The sequence below is a fragment of the Streptomyces sporangiiformans genome (assembly GCF_005768555.2).
In the GTDB taxonomy this organism is placed as follows: Bacteria; Actinomycetota; Actinomycetes; order Streptomycetales; family Streptomycetaceae; genus Streptomyces; species Streptomyces sporangiiformans.
On sequence record NZ_VCHX02000290.1, the window covers coordinates 1 to 14474 of the forward strand.

At 71.4% G+C, this 14474-nt stretch carries 15 protein-coding genes; 10 read left to right on the plus strand and 5 right to left on the minus strand.

Annotated features, from left to right (window positions below; translation table 11 throughout):
• Nucleotides 1–63 precede the first annotated feature (63 nt).
• Nucleotides 64–342, minus strand: coding sequence for a PspA-associated protein PspAA (gene pspAA, locus FGD71_RS36735; RefSeq protein ID WP_119104877.1), 279 nt, complete (start codon nucleotides 340–342; stop codon nucleotides 64–66).
• Nucleotides 343–364: 22 nt separating this feature from the next.
• The gene (locus FGD71_RS36740; protein WP_119104888.1) at nucleotides 365–1174 is read right to left on the minus strand and encodes a PspA/IM30 family protein; all 810 of its coding nucleotides are present in this window, start codon (nucleotides 1172–1174) and stop codon (nucleotides 365–367) included.
• Between the two features lie 288 nt (nucleotides 1175–1462).
• On the opposite strand from FGD71_RS36740, the gene FGD71_RS36745 reads away from it, so the two are divergent.
• The gene (locus FGD71_RS36745; protein ID WP_119104878.1) at nucleotides 1463–2086 is read left to right on the plus strand and encodes a DUF3043 domain-containing protein; all 624 of its coding nucleotides are present in this window, start codon (nucleotides 1463–1465) and stop codon (nucleotides 2084–2086) included.
• Nucleotides 2087–2169: 83 nt separating this feature from the next.
• Nucleotides 2170–2871: a class I SAM-dependent methyltransferase gene (locus tag FGD71_RS36750; protein ID WP_119104879.1), complete on the plus strand. Its 702-nt coding sequence runs from the start codon at nucleotides 2170–2172 to the stop codon at nucleotides 2869–2871.
• Nucleotides 2872–2953: 82 nt separating this feature from the next.
• On the opposite strand, the gene FGD71_RS36755 is transcribed toward FGD71_RS36750, so the two are convergent.
• Nucleotides 2954–3166 (minus strand): hypothetical protein, encoded by a 213-nt coding sequence (locus FGD71_RS36755; protein ID WP_119104880.1) that lies wholly within the window; start codon nucleotides 3164–3166, stop codon nucleotides 2954–2956.
• A gap of 261 nt (nucleotides 3167–3427) precedes the next feature.
• Here FGD71_RS36755 and FGD71_RS36760 point away from each other — a divergent pair, with 261 nt between their 5' ends.
• Nucleotides 3428–4627 (plus strand): bifunctional adenosylcobinamide kinase/adenosylcobinamide-phosphate guanylyltransferase, encoded by a 1200-nt coding sequence (locus FGD71_RS36760; protein WP_119104881.1) that lies wholly within the window; start codon nucleotides 3428–3430, stop codon nucleotides 4625–4627.
• A 57-nt stretch (nucleotides 4628–4684) separates the two neighbouring features.
• Here FGD71_RS36760 and FGD71_RS36765 read toward each other — a convergent pair whose 3' ends face one another.
• On the minus strand, nucleotides 4685–5551 hold the full coding sequence (locus FGD71_RS36765; RefSeq protein WP_119104882.1) for a class I SAM-dependent methyltransferase: 867 nt from the start codon (nucleotides 5549–5551) through the stop codon (nucleotides 4685–4687).
• A 190-nt stretch (nucleotides 5552–5741) separates the two neighbouring features.
• Here FGD71_RS36765 and cobT point away from each other — a divergent pair, with 190 nt between their 5' ends.
• Both cobT and FGD71_RS47700 read left to right on the plus strand, forming a co-directional pair.
• Entirely contained in the window at nucleotides 5742–6908 is a 1167-nt protein-coding gene (gene cobT / locus FGD71_RS36770; protein WP_119104883.1) for a nicotinate-nucleotide--dimethylbenzimidazole phosphoribosyltransferase, read from the plus strand.
• A gap of 113 nt (nucleotides 6909–7021) precedes the next feature.
• Nucleotides 7022–7735 carry a hypothetical protein gene (locus FGD71_RS47700; protein WP_181359353.1) on the plus strand — a complete coding sequence of 238 codons (714 nt, stop codon included), beginning with the start codon at nucleotides 7022–7024 and terminating at the stop codon, nucleotides 7733–7735.
• On the opposite strand, the gene FGD71_RS36780 is transcribed toward FGD71_RS47700, so the two are convergent.
• On the minus strand, nucleotides 7675–8439 hold the full coding sequence (locus FGD71_RS36780) for a hypothetical protein (RefSeq protein ID WP_119104884.1): 765 nt from the start codon (nucleotides 8437–8439) through the stop codon (nucleotides 7675–7677). The genes FGD71_RS47700 and FGD71_RS36780 overlap by 61 nt on opposite strands.
• A gap of 56 nt (nucleotides 8440–8495) precedes the next feature.
• Between FGD71_RS36780 and FGD71_RS36785 the strand changes: the two genes are divergently transcribed.
• The 5 genes from FGD71_RS36785 to FGD71_RS36805 all read left to right on the plus strand — a co-directional run.
• Entirely contained in the window at nucleotides 8496–9317 is an 822-nt protein-coding gene (locus tag FGD71_RS36785; protein ID WP_119104889.1) for an adenosylcobinamide-GDP ribazoletransferase, read from the plus strand.
• 72 nt (nucleotides 9318–9389) lie between these two features.
• Entirely contained in the window at nucleotides 9390–9995 is a 606-nt protein-coding gene (locus tag FGD71_RS36790; protein ID WP_240436951.1) for an RDD family protein, read from the plus strand.
• A gap of 796 nt (nucleotides 9996–10791) precedes the next feature.
• Nucleotides 10792–12324 (plus strand): leucyl aminopeptidase, encoded by a 1533-nt coding sequence (locus FGD71_RS36795; RefSeq protein ID WP_119104886.1) that lies wholly within the window; start codon nucleotides 10792–10794, stop codon nucleotides 12322–12324.
• 327 nt (nucleotides 12325–12651) lie between these two features.
• The gene (gene lpdA, locus FGD71_RS36800) at nucleotides 12652–14040 is read left to right on the plus strand and encodes a dihydrolipoyl dehydrogenase (protein ID WP_119104887.1); all 1389 of its coding nucleotides are present in this window, start codon (nucleotides 12652–12654) and stop codon (nucleotides 14038–14040) included.
• Nucleotides 14041–14096: 56 nt separating this feature from the next.
• Nucleotides 14097–14474: biotin/lipoyl-containing protein (locus FGD71_RS36805; RefSeq protein ID WP_338120102.1), on the plus strand; the 378-nt coding region annotated here is incomplete at its 3' end.

Here is a 14474-nt window from a genome sequence, read left to right on the forward strand (position 1 = left end):
GTCTGGGGCGGAGCCCCAGAAGGATGGGACGGGTAGGGGCGGCGGGGGCGAGAAACGCCCTGGTCAGCCAGGGATCAACCCGTCGTCGCTCAGCATCTCGCGAACCTCTTCCAAGGTCGCTTCGGGGGACGGGAGGATCAGTTCGGAGGGTTCGAGGGAGTCATCCGGGAGAGGCGCGCCGAGACGATGCACCGCCTCCAGGAGCGCCGCCAGCGTGCGCCGGAAGCCCTCCTCGTCACCGGACTCCATCTCCGCCAGAAGCTCGTCGTCCAGCTTGTTCAGCTCGGTGAGGTGGTCGTTGTCCAGCCTCACCTGCCCCTCCCCCATGATCCTTACGATCATGACGCCCTCCTAGGCGACGGGACTACTGCTTGTCGAAGCGAGGAGTGTCCTGCGGCTGGTCCTGGGACTGGCCCTGAGCCTGATTCTGGCCCGGACCGCCTTCGATCGCCTGCTGGGACGAGGAGGAACCGCCGGCCAGCTCGGCCTTCATGCGCTGGAGCTCCAGCTCCACGTCCGTGCCGCCGGAGAGCCGGTCCAGCTCGCTCTGGATGTCATCCTTCGCCAGCCCGGAGGAGTCGTCGAGGGCGCCGGAGGCGAGCAGCTCGTCGATGGCGCCGGCCCGGGCCTGCAGCTGCGCCGTCTTGTCCTCGGCGCGCTGGATGGCCATGCCGACATCGCCCATCTCCTCGGAGATCCCGGAGAAGGCCTCGCCGATCCGGGTCTGCGCCTGGGCAGCGGTGTACGTGGCCTTGATGGTCTCCTTCTTCGTACGGAAGGCGTCGACCTTGGCCTGCAGCCGCTGGGCGGCGAGCGTGAGCTTCTCCTCCTCTCCCTGGAGGGTCTGGTGCTGCGTCTCCAGGTCGGTGACCTGCTGCTGGAGCGCGGCACGGCGCGACAGCGCCTCACGGGCCAGGTCCTCACGACCGAGGGCGAGGGCCTTGCGGCCCTGGTCCTCCAGCTTCGAGGACTGGCTCTGGAGCTGATTGAGCTGCAGCTCCAGGCGCTTGCGGGAGGTCGCCACATCGGCGACTCCGCGGCGCACTTTCTGCAGCAGCTCCAGCTGCTTCTGGTACGAGTAGTCGAGGGTCTCGCGCGGGTCCTCGGCCCGGTCAAGGGCCTTGTTCGCCTTCGCGCGGAAGATCATCCCCATACGCTTCATGACACCGCTCATGGGCTTCGCGCGCCCCCTTCTGACGGACTCCAGCTCCAGCGACTGCATCAGAACCCACAGTACGGGCCCTGCATCCATTACCGCACTGTTCGGGGACGGATGCGCTCATCCCCAAGGACGACTGTGGGCGACACCGCTCCCGCGTAGGGAGTAGGTGCCCCCCAGGGTTGGATACGGGACAACGTCGGGTTTGCCTCAGGCCCACTCGGGCGAACCGTCGGCAACGCCCTCTCTGTCCCCCTACAGACGACCGGTGTTGCCGGATCGTTCCCCATTGGGCTGTGGTCCATGCGCCCGCACCCCGTACCCTTGGGTTTTGTGTTCCGTAGCCGTGCCAAGGATGAGAAGGCCCCCGCCGACAAGGCGCTGACCGACTCCAAGCAGCCCCGTGACCCGCAGGCCCCCAAGGGGCGCCCCACGCCCAAACGCAGTGAGGCCCAGACCCAGCGCCGCAGCGTCGCCAATACGCCGACGTCACGCAAGGAGGCGGCCAAGCGCGGCCGCGACGAGCGGCGCGCCGCGCTGGCGAAGCAGCGCGAGGCGCTGGCCAGCGGCGACGAGCGCTATCTGCCCGCCCGTGACAAGGGTCCGGTGCGCAAGTTCGCGCGCAACTTCATCGACTCGCGGTTCAGCGTCGCCGAGTTCTTCCTGCCGCTGGCCGTGGTCATCCTCGTACTGAGCATGGTCCGGATCCCGCAGCTGCAGAACATCGCGCTGCTGCTGTGGCTTCTCGTGATCGTGCTGATCGTGGTCGACTCGATCGGCATCGCGATCCGCCTGAAGAAGCAGCTGAAGGAGCGCTACCCGGACGAGTCCAAGCGTGGCGCGGTCGCCTACGCGCTGATGCGCAGCCTCCAGATGCGTCGCCTCCGGCTGCCGAAGCCGCAGGTCAAGCGCGGAGAGCGGCCCTGAGCGCGGCGCCTTTCACTGGAGGGGCCGCGGACGCGTGGCTGAGCAGGCTCGGCGCACTGCGTGATGTCGTACGCCAGGAACTGGTGGCCCGGCAGCTGGATGAGCAGATAGCCGGGCGGTTTCCCGTGGGGCAGCGGCTGCGCGTGCTCGACGTGGGCATGGGCCAGGGCACGCAGGCGCTGCGCCTGGCGCGGGCCGGGCACAAGGTCACCGGGGTCGAGCAGGACTCGACGATGGTCGCCGCGGCCCGCGAGGCTCTCGCCACCGAGCCGGAGGGGATCCGCAGCCGGGTGCGGCTCGTCGAGGGCGACGGGCGGGACACCGGCGTCCACTTCCTGCCGGGCAGTTTCGACGTGGTGCTGTGCCACGGCGTGCTGATGTACGTCGAGGAACCTGACGCGCTGCTCGCCGGGCTGGCCCGGATGCTGGCCCCCGGCGGGCTGCTGTCCCTGCTCGTACGGAACGGGGACGCGCTGGCGATGCGGCCGGGCCTCACGGGTGACTGGGCCGGTGCGCTGGCCTCGTTCGACACCATCGGCTATACGAACCGCCTCGGCCTCGACGTCCGCGCGGACCGGCTCGACACGCTCACCGGCACGCTCGCCGGGATCGGGGCGCCGCTGTACGCCTGGTACGGAGTGCGGGTCTTCACGGACACGGCCGCCGACGACGCGGCGGTCCCGGACGACCTGGAAGCCCTGCTGGCCGTCGAGGAGCGGGCCGGGCGGACCGATCCCTATCGTGGCGTGGCGGCGCTGCTGCATCTGTGCGGAGTACGCGGCTGACGCCGTGGTCGCACACACGCGCATACACAGTGGCCGCGACCGTTCGTACGGTCGCGGCCACTGTCCGTAGGCCTGTTTCCCTCTACGAGGCCTCGGCGTGCAGGCTCATCGGGCCGTAGATCTCGGTGGCGTCCTCGAACAGCCGCACCTGGTCCACTCCCCCGTCGGCGAGTTCCTTCCAGTGCTCACCGACCCAGGACTCGGCATCCCCCTGCGTGGTGAACTCCTCGGGCAGCACCGCGGGCTGGACCTCCGCCCCGTCGGCCTTCTCGAACCGCCACGTCCATGCCGCCATGTCAGCCTCCCAAACGTACCGAGCAAGATCGGACTCGTCCTAGCCCGAAGCCTAGGCGCTCCGCTGGGGGTTCGGTGTTCAAAGGTGCAGGTCGGTGAAGTGTGTGTGTTGGGTGCGGGTTGGTGGGGGCTGGTCGCGCCCACGCGGCGGAGCCGCACAGTGCCACAGCCCCGCGCCCCTACGGGGCGCTCTGGATCTCCGCGGCGCTGAAAAGGGGGCCCTGTCGCGCACGAGGCGTGCGGAGGCGGAAAAATCGGCCTCGTGGACATAACTCTGCTCGGCACCGGTGCCCCCGCGGGACTGCCCCGTCCCGACTGTCCGTGTGCGGTCTGCGCGGCCGCGCTCGGTGGGGAGGCGCGGGCGGCGACCGCGCTTCTCGTGGACGGCACGCTGCTGCTCGACCTCACGCCCGGCGCCGCGTTCGCGGCCGCCCGTGCCGGGCGCTCGCTGGGCGGCGTACGTCAGGTGCTGCTGTCGCATCCGCACGACGGGCCGGCGGTCGAAGTGCCGGCGGGGCTGCCGCAGCCCGTGCGGGTCCCGGACGGGCGGGAGCTGGCGCTGCTCACCGGCCATCGGGTGCGGGCGATGCCGATGGACGCGCCCGGCACCGGGTACGAGGTGACGGGACCCGACGGGCAACGCCTGCTGTATCTGCCGCCGGGCGCGGCGCCGTCGGGGCTCGACGGGACGGGCGGGGCGTACGACATGGTGGTGGCCGATGTCGTCGGGCGGCCGGACGCGCTGGCCCGGCTGCGCACGGTCGGGGCCATCGGCCCCACGACGGACGTGATCGCCGTGCACATCGACCACGACGTGCCGCCGGGCCCGGAGCTGCGGCGGCGGCTCTCGGCCGCGGGGGCGCGGGCGGTGCGCGACGGGGCGACGCTGATCGTCGGGGTGTACGAGAGCGTGCCCGACGTACCGCGCCGGACGCTGGTGCTCGGCGGGGCGCGGTCCGGGAAGTCGGTGGAGGCGGAGCGGCGGCTGGAGGCCTTCCCTGACGTGCTGTACGTGGCGACCGGCGGAGCCCGTGACGGGGACACCGAGTGGGCGGCCCGCGTGCACGCCCACCGCGAGCGACGCCCCGGCTCCTGGCAGACCACCGAGACGTGCGACCTGGTCCCGCTCCTGAGGAAGGACGGTCCGCCCCTGCTCATCGACTGTCTGTCCCTGTGGCTGACCGACGCGATGGACGCCGTCGGCGCGTGGGACGACGACGAGTGGGCCGGCGGCGGCGAACGCGCCCTGCGGACACGGGTCGAGGAGCTGGCGTCCGCCGTCCGCGAGACCCACCGCACCGTGGTCGCCGTCTCCAACGAGGTCGGCTCCGGCATCGTCCCCGCGACCTCCTCCGGCCGCCGCTACCGCGACGAACTCGGCCGCCTGAACACGGCGTTCGCGGCCGAGTGCGAGCACGTGCTGCTGGTCGTGGCGGGGCAGGCGCTCGCCCTCAAAGGCTGAAGGGGTCACGGGGCCACAGGGCCAGGGCTACAGGGCTAGGGCTACCGGGCTACGGGGCTACAGGGCCGGCGGCGCCTGCGCGTTCCGGCGGGCGATGATCCTGTACGCGTTCGAGAAGCGGGTACGGCGCAGGAGCGGGGCCAGCGCGTGGTCCAGGGCGAGGGTGGAGGCCAGCAGGGGCGTGCGGGCCAGGGTCGTCAGGCGGCGGCCGACGGCCAGGGCGAGGGCGCCGGTGAGGTCGTACGGGACGTGCGGCTCCCGGCGGTCGGTGGCGACGACCGTGCAGCCGAGGCCGTCGAGTTCGTCGAGCAGCTTGCCCAGCGGCATGAGGTGCAGATCTCGCGACCGGCCGTAAGGCGCCCACCACTTGCCGAGAAGCGCGCCGAACGCGCAGTCCGGGTCCGGGGCCTCGATCAGCAGATGCCCGCCGGGGCGCAGCACGGCGAGCGCGGCGCGCAACTCCTCGCGCGGGTCGGGGCTGTGTTCCAGGTGGTGGAGCATGCTCACCACGTCGTAGCGGCCGCGCAGCCGGTCGACGAGGTCGGGCAGCCGGCCCCGGTGGGCCTCCTCGACCCGGCCCGCCGCCTGTGCCTTCTCGACCCGCGGGGTCGGGTCGAGGCCGTCGAAGGACGTGTACGGGTGCACTTCCTTGGCGACCGCCGGGAAGTGGCCGTAGCCGGTGCCGACGTCCAGCCAGCTCTCGGGCTCGGGGTACGGGAGCATCGCGCGAGCCGCGGCCTCGTGGCGATAAGGGTGGTGGGCGCATTCCTCGCCCTCCTCGACGACGAAGGCCGAAGTGCCGGTCTTGTGCGGGAGCCGGGCCGAGGAGCGCAGCCGGGTGCGCAGGCGCTGTGATCCGCACCGCGGGCAGTCGGGTCTGCGCGATGCGTGGACCCGCGGAGTGGGAGGGGACGTGGGGGGCATGGGCTGCTCCTGCCGGTATGACAATCCACTACAAACCGGAACGTAGGGGATCACGATCACGGATGCAATGACGCCATGGAATCGGTTATTCACACCGCGTGACGCGCGTGGCTGAGGGGGCAGACGAAGGCCCTTGCATATGACCGCCCGTCACGGACCGGGTACGCCCCCTGCCGGTACTGTTCGGCGAATGAGCTCGCTTAATCTCGACGATTTCTCCGACCTGATCGAGCGCCCCGACGGTGCCGTGCGGCGTGACGCCGAAGCGCGCCGGGAGCGGCAGATCGTGCCGCCCGGGTCTCTCGGACGCCTCGACGAACTCGCTGAGTGGCTGGCTGCCGCCCAGTCCGCCGTGCCGGTGCGGGCGATCGAGCGGCCGCGTGTGGTGTTGTTCGCGGGTGATCACGGGGTTGCCGAACTCGGCGTGTCGGCGCGGCCCGTGGGCACTGCCGACGAGCTGGTGCGGGGCGTACTCGACGGCGCCAGCCCCGTGTCGGTGCTGGCCCGGCGGCTCGGCGTGCCCGTGCGGGTGGTGGACATGGCGCTCGACTGCGATCCCGGGACACTGCCCGACGAGGTCGTACGGCACCGGGTGCGGCGCGGCTCCGGACGCATCGACGTGGCGGACGCGCTGTCCGCCGAGGAGGCGGCGGAGGCGTTCCGCGCGGGGGTCGCCGTCGCCGACGAGGAGGCGGACTCCGGGACCGATCTGGTGGTCCTCGGGGATGTGAGCGTCGGGGGGACGACGGCCGCGGCGGTACTGATCGCCGCGCTGTGCGGGACCGACGCGTCCGTGGTCACCGGGCGCGGGGGACGCCCGATCGACGACCTGGCCTGGATGCGCAAGTGCGCGGCCGTACGCGACGCGCTGCGGCGCGCCCGGCCCGTCCTCGGGGACCAGCTGGGGCTGCTCGCGGCGGTGGGCGGCGCCGATCTCGCCGCGATGACCGGCTTCCTGCTGCAGAGCGCGGTACGCAAGACACCGGTGATCCTCGACGGCGTCGTGGCCGCCGCGTGTGCCCTGGTCGCGCAGCGGGTCGCCTTCCGCGCACCCGACTGGTGGCTCGCGGGCCACAACAGCGGGGAGCCCGCCCAGGCGAAGGCCCTCGACCGCATGGCCCTCGAGCCTCTGCTCGACCACGGGGTCACGGTCGGCGAGGGCATGGGCGCGCTGCTCGCCCTGCCCTTGGTGCAGGCCGCCGCGGCACTGGCGGCAGAGCTCCCGGAGATCTCCGGCCAGGAAGAGCCGAAGGACGCGATGGACGCGGTGGACGCGGTGGAGTCAGACGACTCCAAGGGCTCCGAGGGCTCCGCGAACGCCGAGGACTCGAAGAATTCCGAGGGCTCGAAGGGCTGACAGTACGCACGGCCCGCCCCCGAGATCGGGACCACTCAGGGGGCGCTCAACTTCGCCGTGCTCCGCTCCGTCTTCGAAGGTGGCGCACGCCGCGAGCACCCGGAGCCGACGAGATGAGCACCTTCCCGACGACCACCACCGCCCTCCTGGTGCGGACCGAGTGGGGGCCGCTGTACGACGCCGTACGGGCCGGAGGAGCCGACTGGCGACGCAGGGCGATGCCCGTGGCCGTGGCCGCGGTCTTCCTGACGGTGCTCCTCCACTACCTGGACACCCAGCCGTGGGGGCACGGGTTCGTGCAGGCCGTCGGCGGCGTACGGGCCGAGGACCCCCTGTGGCTGTCCCTGCTGCGCACCCCGCTGTCCCTCTTCGTTCCGGCGCTGGATCTGCCCGCCTGGGGCGGGCTGCTGCAGATCCTCGTGGTGTTCGGGATCGCCGAGCTCTGCCTGGGTAGGCGGCGCACTCTGCTCGTCGCGTACGCGGCGACACTGGCCGGCACGCTGTATGCCCGTGTGGGCATCCGGCTCGGCCCGGACGTCCCGCTCGGCCTGCCCGCCTCGGACGCGCATGTCGTGGACACCGGCCCGTCGGCGGCGGTGGTCGGACTGGCCGTCTTCATGTGCTGTCGCTACCGGGCGTACGCGACGGCGGGGCTGGTCGTCGCGTCGATGGTCGCCGAAGTGACCCTCAAGGAGAACCTCGCGGGCAAGGAACACCTCGCGGCCATCACGGCGGTGCTCGTGATGTGCGGGGTCATGGAGTCGCGTCAGCGGCGTTCGGGCACGCGGGCGGGTTCCTGGTCCGGTCTGCCGCCGATCAAGTCCTGAACCCGGCGGCTGAGTCCGGTCCAGCGACGGTCGTGGTGGAAGGCGCGCAGCCGGGCGCGGGCCCGGGCGCGCGGGCGGCTCCGGTAGAAGCGCTTGGCCCACGGGGAACCGGGCCGGGCGAGACGGATCGCTCCGACCAGCGCGACGAACGGGACGACGACGCCGAAGATCGCGGTACGCGCCTTGCCCTTGGTCAGGGCGAGCAGCGCGAAGAAGAAGTTCACGGCCACGGTCAGCGCGACGCCCCCGCGGCCCTGCGTTTCGTCATCGTCGACACCGTTGACCCCGAAGGGCAGGAAGCCGCCGAGCAGCAGAGTCACCATGGCCGCCGTGACCACCACGACCTCGACGCTCTTGCGGCCCTGCTCGGTCCAGTAGACGTCGTCGAGGTGCAGGATCAGCGCGAACTCGTCGAGCACCAGGCCCACGCCCATCCCGAAGATCACCGCGCACACCATCGGGCCCACTCCGCTGCGTCCACTGGCCACGGCGCCGAAGCCCCCGGCGACGGTCAGGAGCACTCCGGGGACCACGTGGTGAACGTGCACGCCGCCGGTGCTGACGTTGCGGAACGGGCCCTTGCCCGCGCGGATGAGCCGGGTGATGACCCGCGTGATCACGAACGTCAGCACGAACGACCCGAGCGCCAGCAGCAGCGGCAGCTTCCCCGGCTCGACGATGTTCCGATACCACCAGTCACCCATGGAGCCATCTTGCGACCGGATCCGGTCCGCCGCCCGCCGTGGCATACCCTGCGCCCGTGTCCGATACCTCTGCGACTCCCTGGCCGGACGGCGTCCGCTTCGCTTTCGGCACCCTCACCGTGCTCCCCGTGACGGTGTCCCGCTGGGACCGTGAGGCCGCGCGCGCGGGCATGCTGTGCGCGCCCGTCGCCGGTGTGGTCGTGGGCCTGTGCGCGGCCGCGGCGGGCGTACTGCTCCTGCTCCTGGGCGCCGGCCCGCTGCTCGCCGCCGTGGCCACCGCGGCGATACCCGCCGTGCTCACACGTGGACTTCACCTCGACGGCCTCGCCGACACCGCGGACGGCCTCGGCAGCGGCAAGCCCGCCGAGGACGCGCTGCGCATCATGAAGCAGTCGGACATCGGCCCCTTCGGCGTCATCACCCTGCTGTTCGTCCTGCTCGCCCAAGTAGCGGCGCTCTTCCAGGCGTACGAGACCTCCTGGACCCGGGGCGCCTGCGCGGCCGTCGTCTCGGCGGGCGCCGCCCGGCTCGCGCTCACCCTCGCCGCCCGTACCGGAGTGCCGCCGGCCCGCCCCGACGGCCTGGGCGCCGCGGTCGCGGGCACGGTCCCCGTTCGCGGCGCGTTCCTCGCGGCGGCCGTCGTCACGGGCGCCGCGGCGGGCGCGAGCGCGCTCTTCGGGGCTTACGGCATCGGGGCGTACGGCATCGGGACAGACGGCATCGTCCGTGGTGCGGTCGCCGTTCTCGCCGCCTGTGCCGCGTCCGAACTGCTGCTGCGGCACTGCGTGAGTCGGTTCGGCGGTGTCACGGGCGATGTGTTCGGCGGGCTGGCCGAGACGGCGGCGACAACTTCCTTGCTCGTTCTGGCCCTGAACTGAAAGCAGACCCCTTAGCTTGTTCTGTCGACCGGATGACTCGACCGGACAACTGATGCTGATCGGGGGAGCGCTGTGCCCACATTCCGTCGCGCCTTGGCCTGGTTGATCGACTTCGCGCTGGTGCTCACGCTCGCGACCGCGCTCGCCGTGTTCACCTTCAACCGGATATCGGCACTCGTGACGGAGGTGCCCGACCTCGCGACGGCGAGCGGCTGGGAGATCCTCACCTCCCGCGGTGATCTCGTCGACGCCTCCGAGGACTTCGGGAACTCGCTCTGGCGGAAGTCCGTGCTGTACGTCGAGCAGGCCTTCGGGCTGCTGGTGCTCGTCACCTTCCTCTACCAGTGGGCGGCGCTCGCCCTCTCCAAACGCACCCTCGGCAAGGCCCTGGTGGGCCTGAAGGTCACCGAGTGCCCGCCGGGCCGGGCCGCCGTGCGCGCGGCCGTGACGACCACGGCCGACGTCGGCCTGTACGCGCTGGCGTGCTGTCTGCTGGTCGAGGGCATGTTCGTGCTCTCGTTCCTGTGCTGGACCGTCGCCGTGGCCGTCTTCCTCCTGAACTCGCTGCCCGTCCTCTCCCCGGCCCGCCGTTCCCTCGCGGACCGTGTGGCCGGGACATCGGTCAGCGGCCTGCGGATCGCCCCGCCGCCCCCTCCCGCACCCGCGCCCACCTGGTGATCCTCAGGCCGGCTCCAGGTGGCACAGGCGGGTGCGGCCGCTGCCCGGCCACGGCTCCGACCGCAGCGCGCGATACGTCTCCCAGGTGCCCTCGAAGGTGACGAGGACGTCGGCGAGGCGTCCGTACGCGGGGTGCGGAGGCGTCCCGTGGTTGAAGGTGAGGGTGGCGCAGCCGGCGCCCCAGGCCTCCGTGGCGAGCCGCTGGTAGTGGCCGAATTCGTCCGCCCCCGAGGCGACTTGGTCGAGGATGGCGCCCTCCGCTCCGTACCGGTCGCGATGCCGGTTCAGATCGCGGACGACCTCGGTCAGGAACGCCTCGTCGATCGTCGGACTGCCCGGGTCGCCGAGGTCGACCCTGGTGTACGGAATGCCGGTGCTCTTCAGCTCCTCGGCGATGGGCCTCGAGCGGGCTGTCGCCGTCGTCGACGACCAGGACCGCGCACCATGGGGCTCCTCCCCCGAGAAGCGCCTCTCGTGGTCATCGGGAGGAGGATCCGTGGAAATGACGCAAACGGCGAGCCGCCTCCTCCCGGCAAACCCAAGGAGTGTGACTCAGGTCACCAGAGGTGACGGTGAGAAGTGGCCACACCGCGAAACCGGGATGAACGGCCGCCTGTCGCGGAGGAACGGCCGCCCCAATGAGCGAAACCCGCCACCGCGCGTAGGCTCGTGCACGGCACCCCTCCGGTCCGGTCCGGCCTGTGGATCCGCCGCGTTCCAGGGTCTGCCAACGGGCCCGGCCGACCCACCGTCCTCGGCCGTAGCAGCAACTCAATGAAAGCGAGATTTCACCACCGTGACTGCTCTCACTCTCAGCACCGCCGCAGCGCCCGGCCTGCGGGCCGACGCGATCGTCGTCGGTGTCGCCAAGGCCGCTGCCTCCAAGTCCGGGGACCTGGTTGTCGCGCCGGGCGCCGAGGCCGTGGACAAGGCGTACGACGGCGGGCTCGCCGGCGTTCTGAAGACCCTCGGCGCCTCGGGTGGCGAGGGCGAGGTGACCAAGCTGCCGGCGCCGTCCGGCTTCAAGGCACCGGTCGTGCTGGCGGTCGGTCTCGGTGCGCAGCCCGACAAGGACACCTCCTTCGGCACCGAGACGCTGCGCCGCGCGGCCGGCGCCGCCGCCCGCGCGCTCGCCGGCTCGAAGAAGGCCGCGTTCGCCCTGCCCGTCACGGACGCCGCGGCCGTGGGCGCCATCGGCGAGGGCGCGCTGCTCGGCGCGTACGCCTTCGACGCGTACAAGGAGAACGGCAAGAACGGCAAGAACGGCAAGGCCCCGCTCGCCGAGGTCGCGCTGCTCGGCGCGAAGCCCCGCGACAAGGCCTGCAAGGCGGCGGTCGAGCGTGCCACCGCTGTGTCCGAGGAGCTCAACCGCGCCCGCGACCTCGTCAACACCCCGCCGAACGACCTGAACCCCGAGTCCTTCGCGGCCGTAGCGCAGGCCGCGGCCAAGGAACACGGCATCAAGATTCAGGTGCTCGACGAGAAGGCGCTGGAGAAGGGCGGGTACGGCGGCATCCTCGGCGTCGGTGCCGGGTCCGCGTCCGCGCCCCGCCTGGTGAAGCTGTCGTACACGTCCTCCAAGGCGAAGAAGCACCTGGCCTTCGTCGGCAAGGGCATCACCTACGACTCGGGCGGCATCTCGCTCAAGCCCGCCGGGCACAACGAGACGATGAAGTGCGACATGAGCGGCGCCGCCGCCGTGTTCGCCGCGGTCGTCGCCGCCGCGCGCCTGGGCCTGGAGGTCAACGTGACCGGCTGGCTGGCCCTGGCGGAAAACATGCCGTCCGGCTCCGCCACCCGCCCCGGCGACGTGCTGCGTATGTACAGCGGCAAGACCGTCGAGGTCCTCAACACCGACGCCGAGGGCCGTCTGGTCCTCGCCGACGCGCTCGCCAAGGCCTCCGAGGACAAGCCCGACGCGATCGTCGACGTGGCGACCCTGACCGGCGCGATGGTCCTAGCGCTGGGCAACCGCACCTTCGGTGTCATGGCCAACGACGACGCGTTCCGCACCGCGGTCGTCGAGGCCGCCGAGGAGGTCGGCGAGCCGTCCTGGCCGATGCCGCTGCCGGACCACCTGAAGAAGGGCATGGACTCCCCCACCGCGGACATCGCCAACATGGGAGAGCGGATGGGCGGCGGCCTGGTCGCCGGCCTGTTCCTGAAGGAGTTCATCGGCGAGGGCCTCACCTGGGCACACGTCGACATCGCGGGCCCGGCCTTCAACGAGTCCGGTCCCTTCGGCTACACCCCCAAGGGCGGCACGGGCTCCGCGGTCCGCACCCTGGTCCGCCTGGCCGAGCTGACGGCGAAGGGCGACCTGGGCTGAGGCCCGCGTGGTTGTGACTGCCCAGTAGCTCGGTGCCCAGTAGCTCGGTCCACGCCGTTGACCGTTGACGGCGAGTGCGGGCTGTCTGTGGCTGATCGCACAGTTCCCGCGCCCCTGACGGGGCGCGGGGACGGACAGTGGGACGTCTCACACAGCGGCCCGGCGTCCCAGGTCCCACAGACAAGTGCAAAGATGGGTTCTCGGCAGGACAGGGCCCCCACCACAGGGCCGAAGAAAGAGCGGCCGGACACCAGCCGACCGACCGGACATCCCCGGAATGCGACACAGGGGCCCGGCGTTACGGCGCACATGCATGGAGGACGTGACGTGGCGAACGACGCCAGCACCGTTTTCGACCTAGTGATCCTCGGCGGTGGTAGCGGCGGTTACGCCGCGGCCCTGCGCGGAGCGCAGCTGGGCCTTGACGTCGCCCTGATCGAGAAGAACAAGCTCGGCGGCACCTGCCTGCACAACGGCTGCATCCCGACGAAGGCCCTCCTGCACGCCGGCGAAATCGCCGACCAGGCGCGCGAGGCCGGCCAGTTCGGCGTCAAGGCCACCTTCGAGGGCATCGACATCGCGGCCGTCCACAAGTACAAGGACGACGTGATCAGCGGCCTCTACAAGGGTCTGCAGGGCCTGGTCGCCTCGCGCAAGGTGACCTACATCGAGGGTGAGGGCCGGCTGTCCTCGCCCACCTCCGTCGACGTGAACGGGCAGCGTGTCCAGGGCCGCCACGTCCTCCTGGCGACCGGCTCCGTGCCGAAGTCGCTGCCGGGTCTGGAGATCGACGGCAACCGCATCATCTCCTCGGACCACGCGCTGACGCTGGACCGCGTCCCGCAGTCCGCGATCATCCTCGGCGGCGGTGTCATCGGCGTCGAGTTCGCCTCCGCCTGGAAGTCCTTCGGTACCGATGTCACGGTCATCGAGGGCCTGAAGCACCTCGTGCCGGTCGAGGACGAGAACAGCTCCAAGCTTCTTGAGCGCGCCTTCCGCAAGCGCGGCATCAAGTTCAACCTCGGCACCTTCTTCGAGAAGGCCGAGTACACGCAGGACGGTATCCGCGTGACTCTCGCCGACGGCAAGACCTTCGAGGCCGAGGTGCTGCTGGTGGCCATCGGCCGCGGCCCGGTCTCCGCCGGCCTCGGCTACGAGGAGCAGGGCGTCGCGACGGACCGCGGCTACGTCCTGGTCGACGAGTACATGCGGACGAACGTGCCGACGATCTCGGCCGTCGGTGACCTGGTCCCGACGCTCCAGCTCGCGCACGTCGGCTTCGCCGAGGGCATCCTGGTGGCGGAGCGTCTCGCCGGTCTGAAGACCGTGCCCATCGACTACGACGGCGTGCCCCGGGTGACGTACTGCCACCCCGAGGTAGCCTCCGTCGGGATCACCGAGGCCAAGGCCAAGGAGATCTACGGCGCGGACAAGGTCGTCGCTCTGAAGTACAACCTCGCGGGCAACGGCAAGAGCAAGATCCTCAAGACCGCGGGCGAGATCAAGCTCGTCCAGGTCAAGGATGGTGCCGTCGTCGGCGTCCACATGGTCGGTGACCGTATGGGCGAGCAGGTCGGCGAGGCCCAGCTGGTCTACAACTGGGAGGCGCTGCCCGCCGAGGTCGCGCAGCTCATCCACGCCCACCCGACCCAGAACGAGGCGCTGGGCGAGGCCCACCTGGCTCTGGCCGGCAAGCCGCTGCACTCGCACGACTGACAGCCCTCGGGCGCGACGACACAGACTTCCGCAATTCCTAAGGAGCAACAGAAACCATGGCGGTTTCCGTAACCCTTCCGGCGCTCGGCGAGAGCGTCACCGAGGGCACTGTCACCCGCTGGCTGAAGGCCGAGGGCGAGCGCGTCGAGGCCGACGAGCCGCTGCTCGAGGTGTCGACCGACAAAGTCGACACCGAGATCCCCTCGCCCGCCGCCGGTGTGCTCGCCTCCATCAAGGTCGCCGAGGACGAGACGGTGGAGGTCGGCGCCGAGCTGGCCGTCATCGACGACGGCTCGGGCGCCCCTGCCGCCGCTCCGGCCCCGGCCGCCGAGCCCACTCCCGAGCCCGCTCCCGCGGCCGCTCCGGAGCCTGCCCCGCAGGCCACCCCGTCCACCGAGGCCGCCGCCCCCGCGCCGGCCCCCACCGCCGAGGCC

Bases quoted from the DNA above. Each gene is read 5' to 3' on its own strand.
- pspAA (WP_119104877.1), bottom strand. From the start codon at position 342: ATGATCGTAAGGATCATGGGGGAGGGGCAGGTGAGGCTGGACAACGAC.
- FGD71_RS36740 (WP_119104888.1), bottom strand. From the start codon at position 1,174: ATGAGCGGTGTCATGAAGCGTATGGGGATGATCTTCCGCGCGAAGGCG.
- FGD71_RS36745 (WP_119104878.1), top strand. From the start codon at position 1,463: ATGCGCCCGCACCCCGTACCCTTGGGTTTTGTGTTCCGTAGCCGTGCC.
- FGD71_RS36755 (WP_119104880.1), bottom strand. From the start codon at position 3,166: ATGGCGGCATGGACGTGGCGGTTCGAGAAGGCCGACGGGGCGGAGGTC.
- FGD71_RS36765 (WP_119104882.1), bottom strand. From the start codon at position 5,551: ATGCCCCCCACGTCCCCTCCCACTCCGCGGGTCCACGCATCGCGCAGA.
- cobT (WP_119104883.1), top strand. From the start codon at position 5,742: ATGAGCTCGCTTAATCTCGACGATTTCTCCGACCTGATCGAGCGCCCC.
- FGD71_RS47700 (WP_181359353.1), top strand. From the start codon at position 7,022: ATGAGCACCTTCCCGACGACCACCACCGCCCTCCTGGTGCGGACCGAG.
- FGD71_RS36780 (WP_119104884.1), bottom strand. From the start codon at position 8,439: ATGGGTGACTGGTGGTATCGGAACATCGTCGAGCCGGGGAAGCTGCCG.